12 protein-coding genes are annotated in these 18,521 nt (G+C 72.7%); 5 read left to right on the forward strand and 7 right to left on the reverse strand.

Features of this window, described 5'->3' with window-relative positions:
* Nucleotides 1–313: 313 nt before the first annotated feature.
* On the reverse strand, nt 314–994 hold the full coding sequence (locus ACIOC1_RS03475; RefSeq protein ID WP_401851502.1) for a hypothetical protein: 681 nt from the start codon (nt 992–994) through the stop codon (nt 314–316).
* 372 nt (nt 995–1,366) lie between these two features.
* Here ACIOC1_RS03475 and ACIOC1_RS03480 point away from each other — a divergent pair, with 372 nt between their 5' ends.
* The gene (locus ACIOC1_RS03480; RefSeq protein ID WP_161307368.1) at nt 1,367–1,570 is read left to right on the forward strand and encodes a cold-shock protein; all 204 of its coding nucleotides are present in this window, start codon (nt 1,367–1,369) and stop codon (nt 1,568–1,570) included.
* A 267-nt stretch (nt 1,571–1,837) separates the two neighbouring features.
* A complete protein-coding gene (locus tag ACIOC1_RS03485) occupies nt 1,838–3,340 on the forward strand; it encodes a DEAD/DEAH box helicase (RefSeq protein ID WP_401851505.1) in 1,503 nt (500 codons plus the stop codon).
* Between the two features lie 167 nt (nt 3,341–3,507).
* Here ACIOC1_RS03485 and ACIOC1_RS03490 read toward each other — a convergent pair whose 3' ends face one another.
* Nucleotides 3,508–4,401 carry a phosphatase PAP2 family protein gene (locus ACIOC1_RS03490; RefSeq protein ID WP_401718494.1) on the reverse strand — a complete coding sequence of 298 codons (894 nt, stop codon included), beginning with the start codon at nt 4,399–4,401 and terminating at the stop codon, nt 3,508–3,510.
* Between the two features lie 376 nt (nt 4,402–4,777).
* Between ACIOC1_RS03490 and ACIOC1_RS03495 the strand changes: the two genes are divergently transcribed.
* The 3 genes from ACIOC1_RS03495 (at nt 4,778) to ACIOC1_RS03505 (ending at nt 8,887) form a co-directional block, all read left to right on the forward strand.
* Nucleotides 4,778–5,287, forward strand: coding sequence for a MarR family winged helix-turn-helix transcriptional regulator (locus ACIOC1_RS03495; RefSeq protein ID WP_355339742.1), 510 nt, complete (start codon nt 4,778–4,780; stop codon nt 5,285–5,287).
* A 206-nt stretch (nt 5,288–5,493) separates the two neighbouring features.
* Nucleotides 5,494–6,735, forward strand: coding sequence for a PP2C family protein-serine/threonine phosphatase (locus ACIOC1_RS03500; RefSeq protein ID WP_401851508.1), 1,242 nt, complete (start codon nt 5,494–5,496; stop codon nt 6,733–6,735).
* 217 nt (nt 6,736–6,952) lie between these two features.
* Entirely contained in the window at nt 6,953–8,887 is a 1,935-nt protein-coding gene (locus tag ACIOC1_RS03505; RefSeq protein ID WP_401851510.1) for a transglycosylase domain-containing protein, read from the forward strand.
* A gap of 63 nt (nt 8,888–8,950) precedes the next feature.
* Here the strand turns inward: ACIOC1_RS03505 and ACIOC1_RS03510 are convergent, their stop codons facing one another.
* From ACIOC1_RS03510 to ACIOC1_RS03530, 5 genes are all read right to left on the reverse strand, one after another.
* Nucleotides 8,951–10,276 (reverse strand): hypothetical protein, encoded by a 1,326-nt coding sequence (locus ACIOC1_RS03510; RefSeq protein ID WP_401717635.1) that lies wholly within the window; start codon nt 10,274–10,276, stop codon nt 8,951–8,953.
* Nucleotides 10,277–10,471: 195 nt separating this feature from the next.
* The gene (locus ACIOC1_RS03515; RefSeq protein WP_401305624.1) at nt 10,472–12,487 is read right to left on the reverse strand and encodes a protease pro-enzyme activation domain-containing protein; all 2,016 of its coding nucleotides are present in this window, start codon (nt 12,485–12,487) and stop codon (nt 10,472–10,474) included.
* 728 nt (nt 12,488–13,215) lie between these two features.
* A complete protein-coding gene (locus tag ACIOC1_RS03520) occupies nt 13,216–15,246 on the reverse strand; it encodes a beta-galactosidase (RefSeq protein WP_401851514.1) in 2,031 nt (676 codons plus the stop codon).
* An 8-nt stretch (nt 15,247–15,254) separates the two neighbouring features.
* Nucleotides 15,255–17,288, reverse strand: a complete 2,034-nt coding sequence (locus ACIOC1_RS03525) for a TIM-barrel domain-containing protein (RefSeq protein WP_401851517.1) — start codon at nt 17,286–17,288, stop codon at nt 15,255–15,257.
* 152 nt (nt 17,289–17,440) lie between these two features.
* Nucleotides 17,441–18,472 (reverse strand): LacI family DNA-binding transcriptional regulator, encoded by a 1,032-nt coding sequence (locus tag ACIOC1_RS03530; RefSeq protein WP_355339763.1) that lies wholly within the window; start codon nt 18,470–18,472, stop codon nt 17,441–17,443.
* Nucleotides 18,473–18,521: the final 49 nt, after the last annotated feature.

Consider the following 18,521-nt stretch of genomic DNA (forward strand, 5'->3'; position numbering starts at 1 on the left):
CGAGCGCGAGCACGAGCACGAGGGCGCGGGGCTGCGGCAGTTGACCGCGCCGGGGCACGACGCGGAAGCCCTCGTCCTGCTCTACTTCACCGGCCACGGCCTCAAGGACGACGCCGGACGGCTGCGCCTGGCGACGGTCGACATCCGCCGCGACCAGAGCCCTGCCGGTGGCGCGTCTCCGTCGGCACCTCGCTCAACGCGTCGCCCGCGGTGGCGTACGGCGCCGGGTACGTCGGCGGTATGCGGTGCCCCGCGCCGGAGGGTGGGAACCGGCGCCGGAGGGTGGGAACCGGCGCCGTCCACGACGGTACGGCTACGCCTCGGCGTCCTCGGTGGCCTTGGCCTTCTTCCCGTCGGCCTTCTCCGTGGCGTCGGCCGTGTCGGTCGTGTCGGCCTCTTCGGCCTCCTCGACCTCTTCCACGTCGTCCGTGGCGTCGGCCGCCTCCGGCTTGTCGTCCTCGAAGTACGTGTCCAGCACCGCGTCCAGCTCGGCCGCCCAGGTCTTGAGCAGCGGCTTGGAGGGCGCCTCGACGTCGGTGTCGAACCAGCGCCGGGTCGAGGTGTAGACGGTGACGGAGAAGCGGCGGCCGAAGCGCGGGGTGTCGATCTCGACGGCGCCGATCTCGTCCCAGCCGAAGTCGGCGGTCTCGCCGTCCAGTTTGAAGGTGATGCCGGTGCGGTCGGCGGTGATCGAGCCGCGGCGGTCGGAGACCGAGAACACCGGGCCGGTGTCCTCCTCCGTCGCGTCCTCGTCGTCCGCCGCGCCCGTGTCCTCGGCCACGGCCTCGACGGCGGCTTCGGGCACGGCCTCGGCCGCCGGTTCCGGCTCGGCCTCGGGCGCGGCCGGGGGCGCGTCCTCCGGGGCGTCGTCGTCCACCACGGGCGCGGGCACCTCGGCGGCGGACCGCGCGGGGGGCGTCAGGCCGGGTATGTACGCCGGGTCGACTCCGGCGGGCGGTATCGGCGGGGTGTTCGGACCTGTTTTCTGCTCCACGGCGCGAAGTATGGCCGATGAACCTGTGCCCGCGACAGCCGTAACGGCCCCTGGGGCCGGGATACGGGCGCGATCGTGATGCGCGCGCGCCCGGCCGCCCCCGCGCCCGGGCGAGGGGCCGACGACACCCCCGTGGGGCGCGCCGGGGCGGGGTGTGACGCGTTTTACCCGGCGAAAATCTGGTTCCGTGGTACCGTTGTTTTCAGTTGCAGTTGTGGTTCCCAAAGACTTACAAGTGCTCCTTCATCGGCATACGTGCCGATAGGTGCACTTTTGTATTTCCGCTGTTCTTTCCTGAACGGGGCAATCATTGCGGCGACACGGGGTCCGTAATCCGCGGGCTTCGATGTACTGCCCCTGAAGGAGATTAATATGGCTTCCGGTACCGTGAAGTGGTTCAACGCTGAAAAGGGCTTCGGCTTCATCGAGCAGGACGGCGGCGGCGCCGACGTCTTCGCCCACTACTCGAACATCGCCGCCCAGGGCTTCCGTGAGCTCCAGGAAGGCCAGAAGGTGACCTTCGACGTCACCCAGGGCCAGAAGGGCCCGCAGGCCGAGAACATCGTTCCCGCCTGACGCGTCTGAATACGCCTGACACGTTCAGCGATATAGCTGGGGCCCGCGCCTTGGGGTGCGGGTCCCGGCTTGTTGCGTTGTACGGATTTCCACCGCGTTCCGCCGTTTTCCACGGCTTTTTCATGGCGCGGAAATGTCGAAGCCACGGGAGGAAATGTCCCGACCGGCTTCGTTTCGCTTTTTATCCGGCTCGTTCTTGCGATTGTCCCCGCCGCCTCGCGGCCGCCGGGAAATCCTCGATACGTGTCGCATCGAGGAAGGGTTCCTTTGAACCGCACATCTCGCACGAACGACCGTTTCAGCCGCACCCGAACGGGTGGTTCCTCCCGTACGGGCGGCTCCGGCTCGGGCGCCGGCCGCTCCGGCGGCCAGTCCCGTAGCGGCGGCGGCTCCCGCTCCGGCGGCTACGGACGGCGGCCCTCCGCGCCGCAGGGCGAGTTCGCCCTGCCGGTGACGGTCACCCCGCCGCTGCCCGCCGTCGAGTCCTTCGCCGAACTCGACCTGCCCGACGCCGTGTTGAACGCGCTGACCGTACAGGGCGTCACCGTACCGTTCCCGATCCAGGCCGCCACGCTGCCCAACACCCTCGCGGGACGTGACGTGTTGGGCCGCGGGCGCACCGGCTCCGGCAAGACGCTCGCCTTCGGCCTGGCGATGCTGGCCCGTACCGCGGGGCAGCGCGCCGAGTCCCGGCAGCCGCTCGCGCTGGTCCTGGTCCCGACCAGGGAACTCGCCCAGCAGGTCACCGACGCCCTCACCCCGTACGCCCGCACGCTGCGGCTGCGGCTGGCCACCGTCGTGGGCGGCATGTCCATCGGCCGCCAGGCCAGCGCGCTGCGCGGCGGCGCGGAGATCGTTGTGGCGACGCCCGGACGGCTCAAGGACCTCATCGACCGCGGCGAGTGCCGGCTGGACCGGGTCGCGATCACCGTGCTGGACGAGGCCGACCAGATGGCCGACATGGGCTTCATGCCGCAGGTCACCGAGCTGCTCGACCAGGTGCGGCCCGGCGGCCAGCGGATGCTGTTCTCCGCCACGCTCGACCGCAACATCGACCAGCTCGTGCGGCGCTACCTCTCCGACCCGGTGGTCCACTCCGTCGACCCGTCGGCGGGCACGGTCACCGCGATGGAGCACCACGTGCTGCACGTCCACGACGCCGACAAGTACGCGACCGTCACCGAGATCGCGGCGCGCGACGGCCGGGTGCTGATGTTCCTCGACACCAAGCACGCCGTCGACAAGCTCACCCAGCACCTGCTCAAGAGCGGTGTACGGGCGGCGGCGCTGCACGGCGGCAAGTCGCAGCCGCAGCGCACCCGTACCCTCGCGCAGTTCAAGACCGGGCATGTGACGGTGCTGGTCGCCACCAACGTGGCGGCCCGCGGCATCCACGTCGACAACCTCGACCTCGTCGTGAACGTCGACCCGCCGAGCGACCACAAGGACTATCTGCACCGCGGCGGGCGTACCGCGCGGGCGGGCGAGTCCGGCCGGGTCGTCACGCTCGTGGTGCCCAGCCAGCGCCGTGAGATGACCCGTCTGATGGCCAACGCGGGGATCGCGCCGCAGGTGGCCCAGGTGCGGTCGGGCGAGGCCGAGCTGACCCGGATCACCGGCGCCCAGGCGCCGTCCGGCATCCCGGTCACCATCACCAACCCGGTCGCCGACCGCCCGCAGCGCTCCGGCGCGCCGTCCTCCCGCGCCCGCCGCGGCCGTCCGACGTCGCAGTCCCGCCGCCGCTCGTCCCCGATGCGCGGCGCGGCGTAACCCCTCAGGGGCGCGCGACCAGCACGACCGGCGCCACCAGCACGACTGGCACCACACGTACGACGAGGGCCCGAGCCGTTCGACACGGCTCGGGCCCTCGTGCGTCCTGGCCGCGTTCGTCCTCGCGGCCCGCGGTGCGCGCGCGTTCGTCGGCGGCGCGCGGAGGACTACTGCCTGGTGCCCGTGCGGGCGCCCACCGGACCCAGGGGGCCCGGCGGGAGCGGGTCGGGGGCCGGGTAGAGGTAGGCGGGGCGGCCGAGCAGCAGGCGCTGGATGAGGAAGCCCAGGGCCAGGGTGAGGGCGCCCGCCACGGCGTCGGCGAGGAAGTGGTTGCCGGTGGCGAGGATGACGGTGAAGGTGAAGAAGGGGTACAGGAAGCCCAGGACCCTGACCCACGTTCTGCGGGCCAGCGCCGCGACCGTCAGACCGCTCCAGGCCGACCACACGATGTGGACGGACGGCATCGCCGCGTACTGGTTCGACAGCGACGACACGTCGTCGTTGTCCCACGAGCCCCACGTATGGTGCGTGACCACCGTGTCGATGAAGCCCTGGCCCTCCATCAGGCGCGGCGGCGCCAGCGCGAAGAAGGTGAAGCCGATCAGGGCCACGAAGGTCGCCGCGTACAGCGCGGTGCGCGCGCTGCGGTAGCTGGCGGGGTGGCGGGCGTAGAGCCAGATCAGGACGCCGAGGGTCACGATGAAGTGCAGCGTCGCGTAGTAGTAGTTCATGCCGACGATCAGCCAGTCGATCTTGTCGATCGCGTGGTTGATCGTCAGCTCGATGTTCACGTGCAGCTTGCGCTCGGCGTTGAGGATGTCCGTGGCGCGGTGCAGCGCGGCCTCGTGGTGCTCGGGCGCGGCGCGGCGGGTCAGCGAGTACGTCTTGTACAGCACCACGCTGAAGACCAGTTCGACCAGCAGGTGCGGGCGGCCGAGGCGGCGCAGCCGGGCGGGCAGGAGCGGGCCGAGGCGGCGGAATCTGCTCCTGGGGGCCTCGGCGGGCGCGGACCCGGACTCGGGTGCGGCCTCGGGCTCCGGGGCCGCGTCCTTGCGGAGCATGCCGGTGCGGGGCTCGTCGCCACGGGGTCCGTCCGTACGGGGTCCGTCCGTCCGCGCGCCGTCCGTACGCGGCGCGTTGCGCGTCGGGGACGTCATCGGCCGCCCTCCGGCGCGGCTGCGGGCAGGACCCGTCCCGGGTGCCGGGCACCTTGTGCGGGACTCGGGGGATACGCCAGCAGCATGAAGGTTTTCACTCTCGCCGTACGGTCCGGCCGTGGCCGGCGGACTCGGACGAGATTACATCGGACACCGAAGTTTCCGTCGTCCGGGTGGCGCCGAAGTGACGAGTCACCGCCCGCCGCGACGGGGTCCCGTCCCGCTCCTGAGAGGCCGCGGACAGGTGGTCCGTGACATGCCAGGGCCTACGCTCAAGGGCATGTCCCCGCACCACCCCGCGGTTTCCCCGCCGCGACCGCTCAGCAAGTCCGCCGACGCCCGGCTGCTCACCGAGGCCGTCACCCGGCTCCGCCGTGCCCTTCGGGTGTCCGTCGGCGGGGACGACCCGTGGGAGGCGCTGCCCATGGCCCAGGTGGAATTGTTGCAGGTCCTGGGCGAGCACTCGCCCGCCCGCATCGGTGATCTGGCCGTCCGGCGACGGCTCGCCGCCAGCACCGTCAGCGGGCTCATCGGGCCCATGATCGCCGCCGGGCTCGTCGCCCGGCAGACCGATCCCGCCGACCGGCGCGCCTCGGTCGTCACGCTCACCGCTGCCGGGCGGGAGCGGCTCGCCGCGTGGACGCTGGCGCACGAGCGGCGGATGGACGCCGCGCTTGAAGCTTTGCCCGATGCTGACCTTCGAGCGGTGCGCGCGGCCCTTCCCGCCCTCTTCCGGCTCGCCGAATTCCTCGACGGCCCCGCCCCCGCCCGGGACGGCTCGCCCCTGTAGGGCCCCGGGCCCGGTCCGTTCACCGTGCGCGGGCGGGCGCTTTTGAGGACCGCCGGGCTCACCCACCCGCCTGGAGCCGACGCACAGGGGGCCCGGCCCGGAAAAGACCGGGGGACGGGCACGTGGGAACGGGGGCAGCGGCGGGGGCCCTGGAAGGATCAGGGGGTGCCCGCCAGGGCGAACGGTGGGAGAGGCGGCGTGGAGTGGTGAGCGGACCGGTCGAGGGGGAGGCGGAGGGCACGGACGGGGGCCGGTTCGGGGTGGCGGAGGAGGCGGTCGAGGCCATCGGAAGCACCCTGGACGAGCAGACGACCTGCGCGGAGCTGGTCGGCTTCCTGTGCCGCCGGGTGAGCGACGCGGCGGCCGTGGACCTGCTGCCCGAGGACGTACCGGCGGACCGGTGGCCGGAGGAGCCGGCGCTGACGCGGACGGCGGCGGCGGGCAGGTCGGAGCTGCTGGAGCCGAGGACGCCGCTGAGCGCGCGGTCGCTGTTGGTGCGGGCGCTGGACGAGGGGCATCCGATCACGGCGACGGCGGACGCGGACGGGAGTCTGCCGCGTACGGCGGTGTCGATGCCGCTGCTGGCGCACGGACGGCTGTACGGCGCGCTGTTGGCGGTACGGGCGGGCCGGCGGGGGTTCACGGCGGAGGAGACGGCGGCCGTGCACTACGCGGCGCGCCTGGCGGCCGTGCACCTGAGCCACGCGCGGCAGCACACGGCGGCGCACAGCACGGCGCTGAATCTCCAGCGGGCGCTGCTGGCCGAGCCCCGGCGCCCGCACCCGAACCTGGACATCGCGACCCGCTATCTCCCGGCGGGCGGCGGGAGCCTGGTGGGCGGCGACTGGTTCGAGACGGTACGGCTCAGCTTCGGCCGGACGCTGCTGGTGATCGGTGACGTGATGGGCCACGGCCTGGACGCGGCCGTGGACATGAACGCGTACCGCTCGATGCTGCGGTACGTGGCCTCGGCGGATCTGCCGCCGCACCGCGTGCTGCGCCAGCTCGACGCGGCCGTGGCCGAGGACGGCACCCGCCGCCCCGCGACATGCCTGCTGGTCCGGGTCGACCCGGCGCGGGGCAGCGTGGCACTGGTCAGCGCGGGGCACCTGCCGCCGGTGCTGTTCTCGGCGGACGGCGCGGGCAGCCTGCTGCACCTGCCCGTGGGGCCGCCGCTGGGCACGGGCGTCGGCGGCTACGAGCTGACCACCCGTGACATCACCCCCGACCAGACGCTGGTGATGTTCACCGACGGCCTGGTCGAGCGGCGCAAGGAGGACATCGACGTCTCCCTGGCCCGCCTCGCCGATCTGCGGCTCCCGCCGGGCGCCGCGATCCAGGCCGTCCTGGACGAAGTCCTCACCCGGCTGGACGCCACCCGCGCCGAGGACGACGTCGCCGTGCTCGCCGCCCGCCTCCACCTCCGCGCGCGCCGCCTGCCCTCCTGACCCGGTGGCCCCGGGCCCCGCCGCTGTTACAGAACTGTGGCGGTCCCGCCCTCGGGCGGTCCACAACCGGCCTTAGCTTCCGGGGGTGTTGGGGAAAAAGTGGCTGAAGTTAAGGCGGTTGGGCCGAGGCGCGGTACGCGTGACCCGTGCGAAACGCGTGGCCCGTGTGTTGCGGCCGCGCTATCCACGGCCGGGGCGGCGCGGGATACGGCGGTGGGTGCCGTCGCTTCGCCAGGCGTCGCTGCTGGCGCTGTGGGTGCTGGTGACGCTGACCGCCGTGGTGGGAGTGGCGTACGCGCGGACCCGGATACCCACCGACCTCAATGAATTCGCCACGCAGCAGGACAACGTCTACTACTGGGCCGACGGCACCGAGATGGCGCGGGTGGGCCCGGTGGACCGGCAGGCGATGCCGCTGGACCGGATACCCACGAGCGTGCAGTGGGCGGTGCTGGCCGCCGAGAACGCCTCCTTCTACTCCGACCCTGGCGTCTCGCCGAAGGGCATCGGCCGGGCCGTCGCCACCATGGTGACCGGCGGCGACACCCAGGGCGGCTCCACCATCACCCAGCAGTACGTGAAGAACGTCTACCTCAACCAGAACCAGACGCTCTCCCGCAAGATCACCGAGATGTTCATCTCGGTGAAGCTGGACCAGAAGATGAGCAAGAGGCAGATCCTCGACGGCTACCTCAACACCGCCTGGTTCGGGCGCGGTACGTACGGCGTGCAGCGCGCCGCGAAGGCGTACTACGGCAAGGACGTCTCCCAGCTCAACGCCGGCGAGGGGGCCTTCCTCGCCACGCTGCTCAAGGGCGCCGCGCTCTACGACCCCGCGATCAGCCCGGCCAACCACCAACGGGCGGTGGCCCGTTGGAAGTGGGTGCTGGACCGGATGGTGAAGACCGGTCAGCTCTCGCGCGCCGAGCGCGCCGCGTACACCGTCTTCCCCGAGCCCAAGGCGCCGCCGAAACCCGCGGGGCTGAGCGGGCAGACCGGCTATCTCGTCGACACCGCGCGGGCGTACGTGTCCGCGCACGGCGACATCTCCGACGCGCGCTTCGACCTGGGCGGCTACCAGATCTACACGACCTTCGAGCGCCCGCGCGTCGACGCCCTGGCCGAGGCCGTGCGGCACGAGACCGCGGGCCTCGCACCGAAGGCGAGGACCGCCGACCGGAACGTCCGCGTCGGCGCCGCGTCCGTCGCCACCGACGGCCGGATCGTCGCGCTCTACGGCGGCCCCGACTACATCGAGCAGGGCTTCGACGACGCCAACATCACGATCGTGCCGGTCGGTACGGCCTACGCGCCGTTCGTCTACGCGGCCGGACTGCGGGACGGCGCGCTGCTCACCCGCGGCGCGCCGCGTACGCCCGTCACCCCCGACTCGGTCTACGACGGCGACGACAAGGTGCCGATACGGACGCCGGAGGGGCCGTACTGGAGCCGGGACGGCACGATCGTGAAGAGCCGCAACGACGGCGGGAAGTCCTGGGGGCGGATCAGCCTGCGGCAGGCGGTGGCGGACTCCGTCAACGGCCCGATCACCCAACTCGGCATGGACGTCGGCCTGGACCGGGTGCGGAAGGCGTCCGTCGACGCCGGGCTGCTGCCGCGCGGTTTCGGCGAGCAGGTGCCCGCCTTCGCCACCGGCACCGGCGTCACCCCGAGCCCGATCCGGGTGGCGAGCGCGTACGGCACTTTCGCCGCCGCCGGCGCGCACACCGATCCGTACTCCGTGCTCAAGGTCACCCGCGACGGGCAGCGCGTGGACATCGAACAGCCCGCTGTCACGCACCCGTTCACGCCGAAGGTCGCGGGCGAGGTGGACGACGCGCTCAAGGACGCGGTGACCGGCGGGACCGCACGCCGCGCGGTGAGGGCGGGCGGCGGGCTCGCGGGCAGGACGGAGCTGGCGGGCAAGACGGGCACGGCGGCCGGGGACCTGTCGGCCTGGTACGTCGGCTACCCACCGAGGGGGGCGCGGGCCGCCGCGGTGGCGACGTCGGTCGCCGTCTTCCGACTCGACCCGAAGACACAGGAGTTGCTGCCGCTGACCGGGACCGGCGGGCCGTCGAAGGCCACGAAGGAGTTCGGCAGCACGTATCCCGTCGACATCTGGACGCGGTACGTGGCGGCGGCCGGCTGAGCGGGCCGGGCCCCTCGGCGCGGGGCCCGGCCGCCGGTTCCCTGATCTCTCCGCCAGGCCCGGCTACTTGGCGGGAAACGTCGTCCAGTCCGGCGACTCGCTCGGGTCGAGGCCGCGCAATTCGGCCAGCACCGCCGGGTCCTGGACGTCCAGCCAGTCGGACAGCTCCTTGAACGACACGCAGCGCACCCCGTCCCGGTGGCAGACGTCCTTCACCACGTCCTCGACGGCCTGCATGTAGATGCCGCCGTTCCACGTCTCGAAGTGGTTGCCGATGAACAGCGGCGCCCGGTTGCCGTTGTAGACGCGCTCGAAGCCGTTCAGATAGCCCTGCCGGGTCTCGCGCTCCCAGGCCGGGAACTTCGCCGGGTCGCCCTGGGTCTGCTCGCCGCCCGACTGGTTGTAGAGGAAGTTGAAGTCCATCGACAGGACCTGGAAGTCCTTGCCGGGGTAGGGCATCAGCTCCAGCGGGAAGTTCCACACCCCGCCCGACTTGGCGGGCCAGAGCTGGAAGTCGCCGGGCGAACTGGCGTCGTACCGCCAGCCCAGCGCCTTGGCCGCGGGCAGCAGATTCTTCTGCCCCTCCAGGCACGGCGCGCGCCCGCCGACCAGCTCACGGCCGTAGTCGAAGGGCAGCGGCGGGAGGTCGGTGAAGCCGGTGTTCGTCTTCCAGTGCTCCACGAACGAGTACGCCTGGGCGATCTCCTTGCGCCAGTCCGCGGTGCTCCACGTGCCGCCGCCGCCCGCGTCGGGCGCGCAGAAGTGCCCGTTGAAGTGCGTCCCGATCTCGTCTCCGTCCTGCCAGGCCAGCCGCAGTTGCTCCAGCGTCTCCTTGATGTGCGCGTCGGTCGGGAAGTCGATCGCGGACGTCCCCGCCGCGTGCCGGGGCGGGTGGTAGAGCGACCGCTTCGCATCCGGGACCAGGTAGATGCCGGACAGGAAGAACGTCATGTTCGCGTTGTTCTCCTTGGCCAGCTCCCGGAAGCGCGAGAACAGATGGTCGTCGTTCTCCAGCGCGCCGTCCCAGGAGAACACCACGAACTGCGGCGGTTTCTCGCCCGGCTTGAGCTTTTCCGGCTTCGGCTGGTGCGGCTGCGGGCCGGTGTACGCGGTGGACCCGTCGCCGATCGGACCCTTCGTCTCGGTGACGGTCGGCGTCGGTGTCGGCGTCCCCGTCGATGGCCGTGCCGTCCTCGGGCTCGGCGCGCGGCTGGTCGGCGTCGCCCGCGACCGCGCCGCCGCGTCGTCCGCCTTGCCGCCGCCGTCCCCGCCTGCGCCTGCGCCTCCGCCGGTCAGCGTCGCGACCAGCGCGACCGCCACTCCCGCGGCGCCCACCGCCGACGCCCCCGCCACCGCCGCCTTCGGCCGCTGCCCGACCCACGACCGCATCGCCGCTAATTTCACCGTCGCCCCTTGCTCCCCACCGGCACCGCACACGTCCGGCGCCAGTATTGACCGCCTTGCTGTGTATGCAGACGCGCGTTCGGGGCGTCCTGTCACAGCCGATACGGCGGAATCGGCGGCGGCGGGGAATGCCGAAGGGCCCGGCGGAGGGTCGCTCCGCCGGGCCCTTCGGGGGATCGGTCAGCGGCGGCCGAAGGAGCGGAGGTAGGACAGGGTCGGGGAGCCGACACCGGTCGCGTTGTCGAAGCCGCGGACCGCGTTGAGCGAGGTGTCCTCGCCGAAGGCGGCGAGGCGCACGGCGAGGGTGCCGTTGACCAGGCCGAAGTCGGCGACGTTGCTCAGCGGGGCCTTGTGGTGGTGGGCGGCGTTCTGGTCCACGACGTCCTTGAACAGCCCGGCGCGGGCGTAGATCGCCGGGTTGGCGAAGCCGATGGCGTGGTGCCTGGCCTGGATGGCGTCGGCCTGGACCGCGGCGAATTCCGGCGCCGAGACGCTGGTGCCGCCGTAGCCGCCCTCGCTGTACGGGGCGCCGTCGGAGATGCCGACGAGGACCGAGGTGTACAGGTCGCCGTTCATCGAGACGTCCGGCGTGACGCGCTGGGCCGTACGGCTCTTCGCGCCGGTCATCAGCGTGTGCGACAGCGAGCCGGGCACGACACCGCGCTGGTACGCGGGCTGTGCGAAGTCCTCGCTGGTGCCGCCGCCACCGCCGAAGTAGAACGGGGCCGGGGGAGCGGGGGTCCAGCTCTTGCCGTCGGCCGACAGGTTGGAGCGCAGCGTGCCCATGTCGGTCTCGAAGCCGTACGAGCCGCTCTTGTCCTTCAGGCCGAGCGCGGTGCCGCCGACCGAGGTCACCCACGGGTCGGAGTCGGGCCAGTTGGCCTGCGCGCGCGAGGTGTCGGGCTGGCAGTTGACGCCGGTCGCGGCGGCCAGCGGGCTGCTGTCGCCGCAGTCGCCCGCGGAGAAGCCGATGGTGATGCCCTCGACGGCGGCCTGCTTGAAGACCTGCTCGTAGGCGGCGATCAGCGACGAGGTGACGTCGGCGTCGTCCGTGGTGTGCATGATCTCGCCCCACGAGTTGGAGACGACATCGGCCAGGTGGTTGTCGACGATGGTGCTGATGGCGCCCAGCAGGTCGTTGTCGTCGCAGGAGTTGGCGCCCACGTAGACGACCTTGGCGTCGGGCGCGAGGCCGTGCGCCATCTCGACGTCCAGCGCCTCTTCCGGCGCCCAGCCCTCGGGGCCGCCGCACAGGTCCTGGTTGGTCCACTGCGACGGGTCGACGACCTCGCTGTACTGGCCGGACCTGAACGCCTTGTCACCGTGCGCGGTCGCGTACTGGTTGGCGTCCGCCAGCATGGTGGAGCTGCCGTACGCGTCCACGATCGCGATCGTCGCGCCCTTGCCGGTCAGCCCCGAGGCGGTGATGCCGTACGCCTTGCGGAGCTGCGAGGGGTAGAACGAGCACTGGTCGAACGGCACGTCGGACGTGGTGTATCCGGCCGGCGCGCCCTTGGCGATCTTCTGGCCCCAGTAGTCGGAGCAGGTCGCGGTGGTCGGCAGTCCGGCGTCGGGCTTGCCACTCCTGGCCGGGGTCGCGGCGGAGCGGGCCGTGGTGTCGTCGACGCGGTGCGAGTTCGGCTTGGCGACGTTGGCGCCGGGCGTGGTGAAGCCCGTCACGCCGAGGATCGCGGAGGAGACGGACGCGGGGACCACGACGTCACGGGCCGGGGCGTGCCGCAGCGTGCCCGAGACGCGGTACTGGTGGATGCCGGTGCCGAACGCCTTGGTGACCGCCGCGTTGGTGCCCTTGACCGTGATCGCGTGGTCGGAGGTGCTCACGACCTTCAGGCCGGAGTCGGCCGCCCACTTCCGGACCGCGGAGACCTGCGCCTTGGTGGCGCCGAAGCGCGCCTTGTACGCGGCCGGGCTCAGGAACTCGCCGTAGCTCGCGTTGCTCGGGTCGGACACGGCCGTCGCGTACTTCGTCAGGCCCGCGGCGTCCTGGCCCGCCAGGTACACGGTGCCGGTGATCTCGGTGTTCGCCGCGACCGAGCCCTGGTCGGCGGAGGCGGTGGCCCAGTCCGGGTGGCTCTGCGCGATGGTCTTGGCCGCGGGCGCGGGGCCGCTGGCCTGCGAGGGCATGGCGAGGATCAGGGACCCGGACACCATGGCCAGCGAGGCCGCCGCGACCACCGCTGCGCGGGCCCGTGCGACACGGGGTTTTTGTATGTCGTTGATGACGACTCCAACGTGAGGTCAGGAACAGGACAAGGACGAGACCTGGATCGTGGTGCGATAGTTGCGTGTTGCACGCTTTTGACGGGCGACGGCTGTAGTGTGCACGCCACTTCCGGACGCTGGGAATGCCGAACAGCCGTCCTTAGCTGGACCTTTAACCACCGGGCGGGGATTTCGGCGGGCTTAGGTCATATGCCGGGTCTCGGGCCGCATAAGGGCTGGCGCGATCACGTCGGACGGCCGGGGTATACGCGCGTCCGGCCCGCGGCCCTGCGGGTCCCGGTGCGGCGCGGGTGCGTTCCGCCGTCCCTGTCATCTGTCAGGAGCGGGCCCGCCGGGCCGTGCCTACGGTGGTGGGTGTCCGGCCGGACCGGTCCGCACGGGGGAGCCCCCGCGCCCGAACTCGGCCGTCTCGCCGGGGCCGAGCCGCAGCAGCCTCGGGCGCCGCCCGGCCGGTTCCTCTCCCCACCGTGCGTCGGATTCCTCGGGCAACTGCACAATCACCGTGTCCACGCCCGACCCCCTTCCCACCCCAAGCGTCACACCTGTTGCGCAGGAGGGGACGCCCTTCGGGAAGAGCCGGTTGCGTGACCATCCCAGGATGACCGAGAAGCGTTCACTCGTTCAGGTGATGCCGGGGTCACGTTCCGTGCCCGTCCCCCGAGTCGGCAAGGGCGGTCCCCTCAGCCCTCCTCGCGGACGACCACGGCGCTCGCGGGCGGCAGGACGGCGCCCTCGGAAGGAAGGGCGCGGGACGCCAGGAGATCGTGGCCCCGCACGGGGACGCGGACCTCGGCCGGGGAGTGGTTGAGGAGGAAGAGGTACGCGCGGCCGTCGTCGCTGTGGCGGCGGACCGCCTCGACGCCCGCCGGAAGACCGGGGAGTTCGGGCTCCGCGCCGCAGGCCCGTATCAAGCCGCCGATCAGCGCGGTGTACGAGGCGGGGGACAGCCGGGTGGAGGCGTACCAGGCGGTGCCCCGGCCGTGGGCGTGCCGGGTGACGGCGGCTCGGCCGGTCAACGGCCCTTCCGCGTAACCGATTTCGGCCGTCGCGCCCTCCAGCAGCAGCGCCTCGGTCCAGGTGGTGCCGGTGCCGCCGTCGGTCAGGGGGACGGCGGCGCCGGACGGCAGGGGGCGGAACTCCTCGGCGCGCAGGCCGAGCAGTGGCCGCAGCGGGCCCGGCGCCCCGCCGGGCCACGCGCGGTAGTGGGGGTCGACGGCGCCGCTGAAGCACTCGACCAGCAGGGTGCCGCCGCCCTCGACGTAGGCGGTGAGCGCGGCGGCGGACTCCTCGGAGACCAGGTGCAGGCTGGGGGCGAGAACGAGCCGGTACGCGGACAGGTCGGCGGACGGGTGCGCGAAGTCGGTGGTGATCCCGGCGTCCCACAGGGCGCGGTGGGCGCGCTTGAGCGCGGGCAGGTACGGGAGTTCCGGCGTGGGCAGGACGGGGGTGTCCAGCGCCCACCACACGTCCGGGTCGTGCAGGACGGCCGCCCGCGCCCGTACGGTCGAGCCGGTCACCTCGGCCAGCGCGGCCACGGCGTGGCCGGTTTCGACGGTCTCGCGGAAGATCCGGGTGTCCGGCCCCGCGTGCGGGACCATCGCGGAGTGCCAGATCTCGGCCCCGGCCGGTGACTGCCGCCACTGGAAGAACAGCACGCCCTCCGAGCCGCGCGCGATGTGGCTCAGCGAGTGCCGCAGGATGTCGCCCGGCTCCTTGGGCAGGACGAGGTCGCCCGCGTAGACGGTGCTGGTGGCCTGCTCGATCAGCAGCCACGGCCTGCCGCCGCCGAAGGAGCGCGCCCGGTCCGCGCCGAAGGCGGTGTCTGCGGCGGCGTCCAGGCCTGGCGCGTCCGGGTAGTGGTCCACGCCCACCAGGTCGACCTCGCGGCCGAACGCCCACAGGTCGAGCACCTGGTAGCCGGGCAGCATCACGTTGGTGGTGACCGGCACCCGGCTGTGCGCCCGGATCGCGTCGCGCTGCTCGCGGTAGGCGGTCAGCGCGAGGTCCGACCAGAAGCGCCGGAAGTCCAGCACCTGGCCGGGGTTGGGCCGCCACTGCGTGGCGCGCGGCGGCTGGATCTGCTCCCACGCGCCGTAGCGCTGGCTCCAAAAGGCGGTGCCCCAGGCCCGGTTGACGGCCTCCAGGGTGCCGTACCGCTCGCGCAGCCAGTGCCGGAAGGCGTCGGCGGCGTGCTCGCAGTGGCAGACGGTCGCGTACTCGTTGTGCACGTGCCACAGCGCGACCGCCGGGTGCTCGCCGTACCGGGCCGCCAGCGCCTCGGCGACGGCGCGGGCGGCCTGCCGGTAGGCGGGCGCGGCCAGGCAGTACGTGTCGCGGCTGCCGTGGGTCAGCCGGGTGCCGTCGGGGGTGACGGGCAGCGCGTCGGGGTGCGCGAGGCCGAACCACGGCGGCGGCTGCGCGGTGGGCGTGGCCAGGTCCACGGCCACGCCCGCGGCGTGCAGCCGCTCCAGCCGGGCGTCCAGCGGCGCGAAGTCGTAGCGCCCCGGCTCCGGTTCGAGCTCCGCCCAGCCGAAGACGTTCAGCGTCACCAGATTCACCCCGGCCCGCCGCATCAGCTCCTCGTCCTCGCGCCGTACGGCCGGGTCGTCGGCGAACTGCTCGGGGTTGTAGTCGCCGCCGAAGGCGGGGCCGCCGAGCCGGGCGGTCAGCCAACCGGCCGGATCGGCGCGGGAGTCGGGGACGGTGTTCATGGAAGGGCTCACCTCGGCTCCGCGATCGGCAGCCGCGCGCCGTCCCGCAGGAACAGCGGAATGCGGTCGAGCGGCGCCGCGGCCGTCACCGTACGGCCGCCGTCGTGCTCCTCGCCCGTCCACGCGTCCGTCCACCGCGCGCCCGCCGGGAGGTAGACCTCCCGCGTGACCGCGCCCGCCTCGGTGACCGGCGCCACCAGCAGGTCGGGCCCGAGCAGGAAGGCGTCGCGGATGCCCCACGCGTCCTGGTCGTCGGGGAACTCCAGCAGCAGCGGCCGCATCGGCGGCACCCCGCTGCGGGCCGTCACCCGCATCTGCTCGGCGATGTACGGCCGCAGCCGCTCGCGCAGCCGCAGATACGACGCCAGGACCGCGTACGCCCGCCCGCCGTAGGACCAGACCTCGTTGGGCAGACCGGTCATGCCCGGCTCCAGGACCTGTTCCGGGCCGCGGAAGCCGTGCAGGCGGAACAGCGGGCAGAAGGCGCCGTACTGGAACCAGCGGACCAGCACCTCGCGGTAGGCGGGGTCGTCGGGGTCGCCGCCGTGGAAGCCGCCGATGTCGGTGGTCCACCAGGGGATGCCGGAGAGCATCACATTGAGCCCGGCGGTGATCTGGGCGCGCAGCGACGCGAAGTCGGTGCCGATGTCGCCCGACCACAGGGCGGCGCCGTAGCGCTGGGCGCCCGCCCACGACGAGCGGTTGAGGGTCAGCACCTCGCTGTGTCCGGCCGCGCGCAGCCCGTCGTGCACCATGCGGGCGTGCTCGCGTGGGTAGAGGTTGGCGACTTCGAGCCCGGGCCCCGCGTGGAAGCGCAGATTGGCGGGGTAGTTGGGCTTCAGCTCCGGTTCGTCGGCGTCCAGCCAGAACACCGAGACGCCGTGCGCCAGGTAGTTGGCGGCCAGCTTCTCCCACACGTACGCGCGGGCCTCAGGGTGCGTGGCGTCGTAGAAGGCGACCTGCGCCGCGTACGCGCCGAGGCCCTTGTCCGGCCAGTCGGCGTGCGCGAGCGGGCCGTACTCGGTGCCGATCAGCAGCCCGCGGTCCCACATCGGCGCGTGGTTCTCGCTGGCCGGGCTGACCGACGGCCACACCGAGACCATCAACTTCACGCCCATGGAGTCGAGTTCGCGGACCATCGCGGCCGGGTCCGGCCACTCCGCCGGGTCGAAGCGCCAGTCGCCCAGGTGCGTCCAGTGGAAGAAGTCGCAGACGATGACGGACAGCGGCAGCTCGCGGCGGCGGTACTCGCGCGCGACCTCCAGCAGCTCCTCCTGCGTGCGGTAGCGCAGCTTGCACTGCCAGAAACCCGTGGCCCAGTCCGGGAGTTCGGGGCTGTGGCCGGTGGCGTCGGCGTACCGGCGAAGGATCGCGCCGGGGTCGCCCGCGGTGAACCAGTAGTCGATCTGCCGGGCGCTGTCGGCGACCCAGCGGGTGCCGGTGACGCCCAGCTCGACCCGGCCGACCGCCGGGGAGTTCCACAGCAGTCCGTAGCCGCGGCTGGAGATCAGCAGCGGCACGGTCACCTCGCCGTTGCGCTGCACGAGGTCGAGGACCGCGCCCTTCTGGTCGAAGAGTCCGTGTCCGTGCTGGCCCAGGCCGTAGCAGCGCTCGTCCGCGTAGGCGCGGAAGCGCTGCTCCAGGCGGTGGTAGCCGTTGCCGGTGGCCGTGTAGAGGCGCGGGCCCGGCCACCAGAAGTGCGGCGGCTCCTCGGCCAGCAGCTCTGCGCCGTCGTCGGTGCGCACAAAGGTCAACCGGCCCGCCGAGGCGGGCAGTTCCGGGGTCAGCCGGCCCTCGGCGCAGGCGTCGATCCGTACGGTCAGCGCGCCGTTGACGAGGGTCGCCGAGTCGCCGTGCACGGTGATCGCGGTGGTGGCGCCGGGCGGCGGCGCGTCCAGCGCGCCGGGCAGATCCTCGACGATCTCCCCGGCGGGCGCGGACCGCACCCGGACCGCGTCCGGGCCCCACGCCTCGACCCGCAACGTCTCACCCCTGGCCCGCCATTCGAGGGCGTGCTCGCGGATGCGGAAGTGCTCTGCCATGCGGTGGCTCTCCTGACGTTTCTGTGCGAGGGCGGAAACGGGCGTGCGGGGGTAGGGAAGCGGCGTCACCGGGGGGAAGCGGGGGGTAGGGAAGCGGCGCTATTGGGGGAAGCGGGGGGTAGGGAAGCGGCGCTACCGGGGGGAAGCGGGGCTCAGTCGCGGTGCGGGGCCGGGCCCGTGCTCTCGCGTGTGGTCAACAGAGGTGTGAGCAGCGCGACTTCGTCGGCGTCCGCGCCTTCGATCCGCCGCATGACCAGCTCCACCGCGCGCCGTCCCAGATCCTGCGCGGGCCCGGTGACGGCGGTCAGCCGCGGCGAGTACTGGTCGGCCAGCGGCTCGGGGCACAGCGCCACCACCGAGGCGTCCTCGGGCACGATCCGCCCGGCCGCCCGCAGCAGGCTCAGCAGCGGCCCGATCGCGCCCTCGTTCTGCACGACGAAGCCGGTGGTCTCCGGCCGGTCGGCGAGGACGCGGGTGAAGGCGCCCGCCGTGCTCTCGTACGTCCCGTCGCACGGCCGGTGCACGATCCGCAGCCCGCGCTCGGCCGACCTCGTACGGAAGCCGGTCAGCGTCCGCTCCGCGTAACCGGCGTGCCGCCGGTAGACCGCCGGGCTGTAGCCGATGAAGGCCACGTCGCGGTGGCCGAGGTCGGCCAGGTGGTCGGCGCACAGCGCGCCCGCCGCCGCGAAGTCGTGGTCCACGCACGACAGTCCGGTGGCGTCGGCGGGCAGTCCGATCAGCGCGGCGTGCGTGTTCTGCGCCCGCAGGACGGGGATGCGGTCGTCGTCCAGCTCGACGTCCATCAGGATCACGCCGTCGGCCAGGCCGCTGGCCGCGACCCGCCGCACCCCGTCCGGGCCCTCGTCGTTGGTGATCAGCAGCACGTCGTAGCCGAAGCCGCGCGCGGCCATGGTCACCGCGATGGCGATCTCCATCATGATCGGCACGTAGACGTCGGTGTGCAGCGGCACCATCAGCGCGATGATGTGCGACCGCTTGCCCGCCAGCGCCCGCGCGCCCGCGTTGGGGTGGTAGCCCAACTCCCTGATGGCCGCCTCGACCCGGCGCCTGGTCGCCTCGGAGATCGAGCGCTTGCCGCTGATGACATAGCTGACCGTGCTCGACGACACCCCGGCGTGCTTGGCCACTTCGGCGATGGTCACGGCGGAGGTGCTTCCCATCATGCTGTGCTGCTCCTGTCGTGGTGGCGGCCCCGCGGTCCCCTGCGTACGT

It is taken from the genome of Streptomyces sp. NPDC088197 (genome assembly GCF_044741185.1).
Taxonomy (GTDB): Bacteria; Actinomycetota; Actinomycetes; order Streptomycetales; family Streptomycetaceae; genus Actinacidiphila.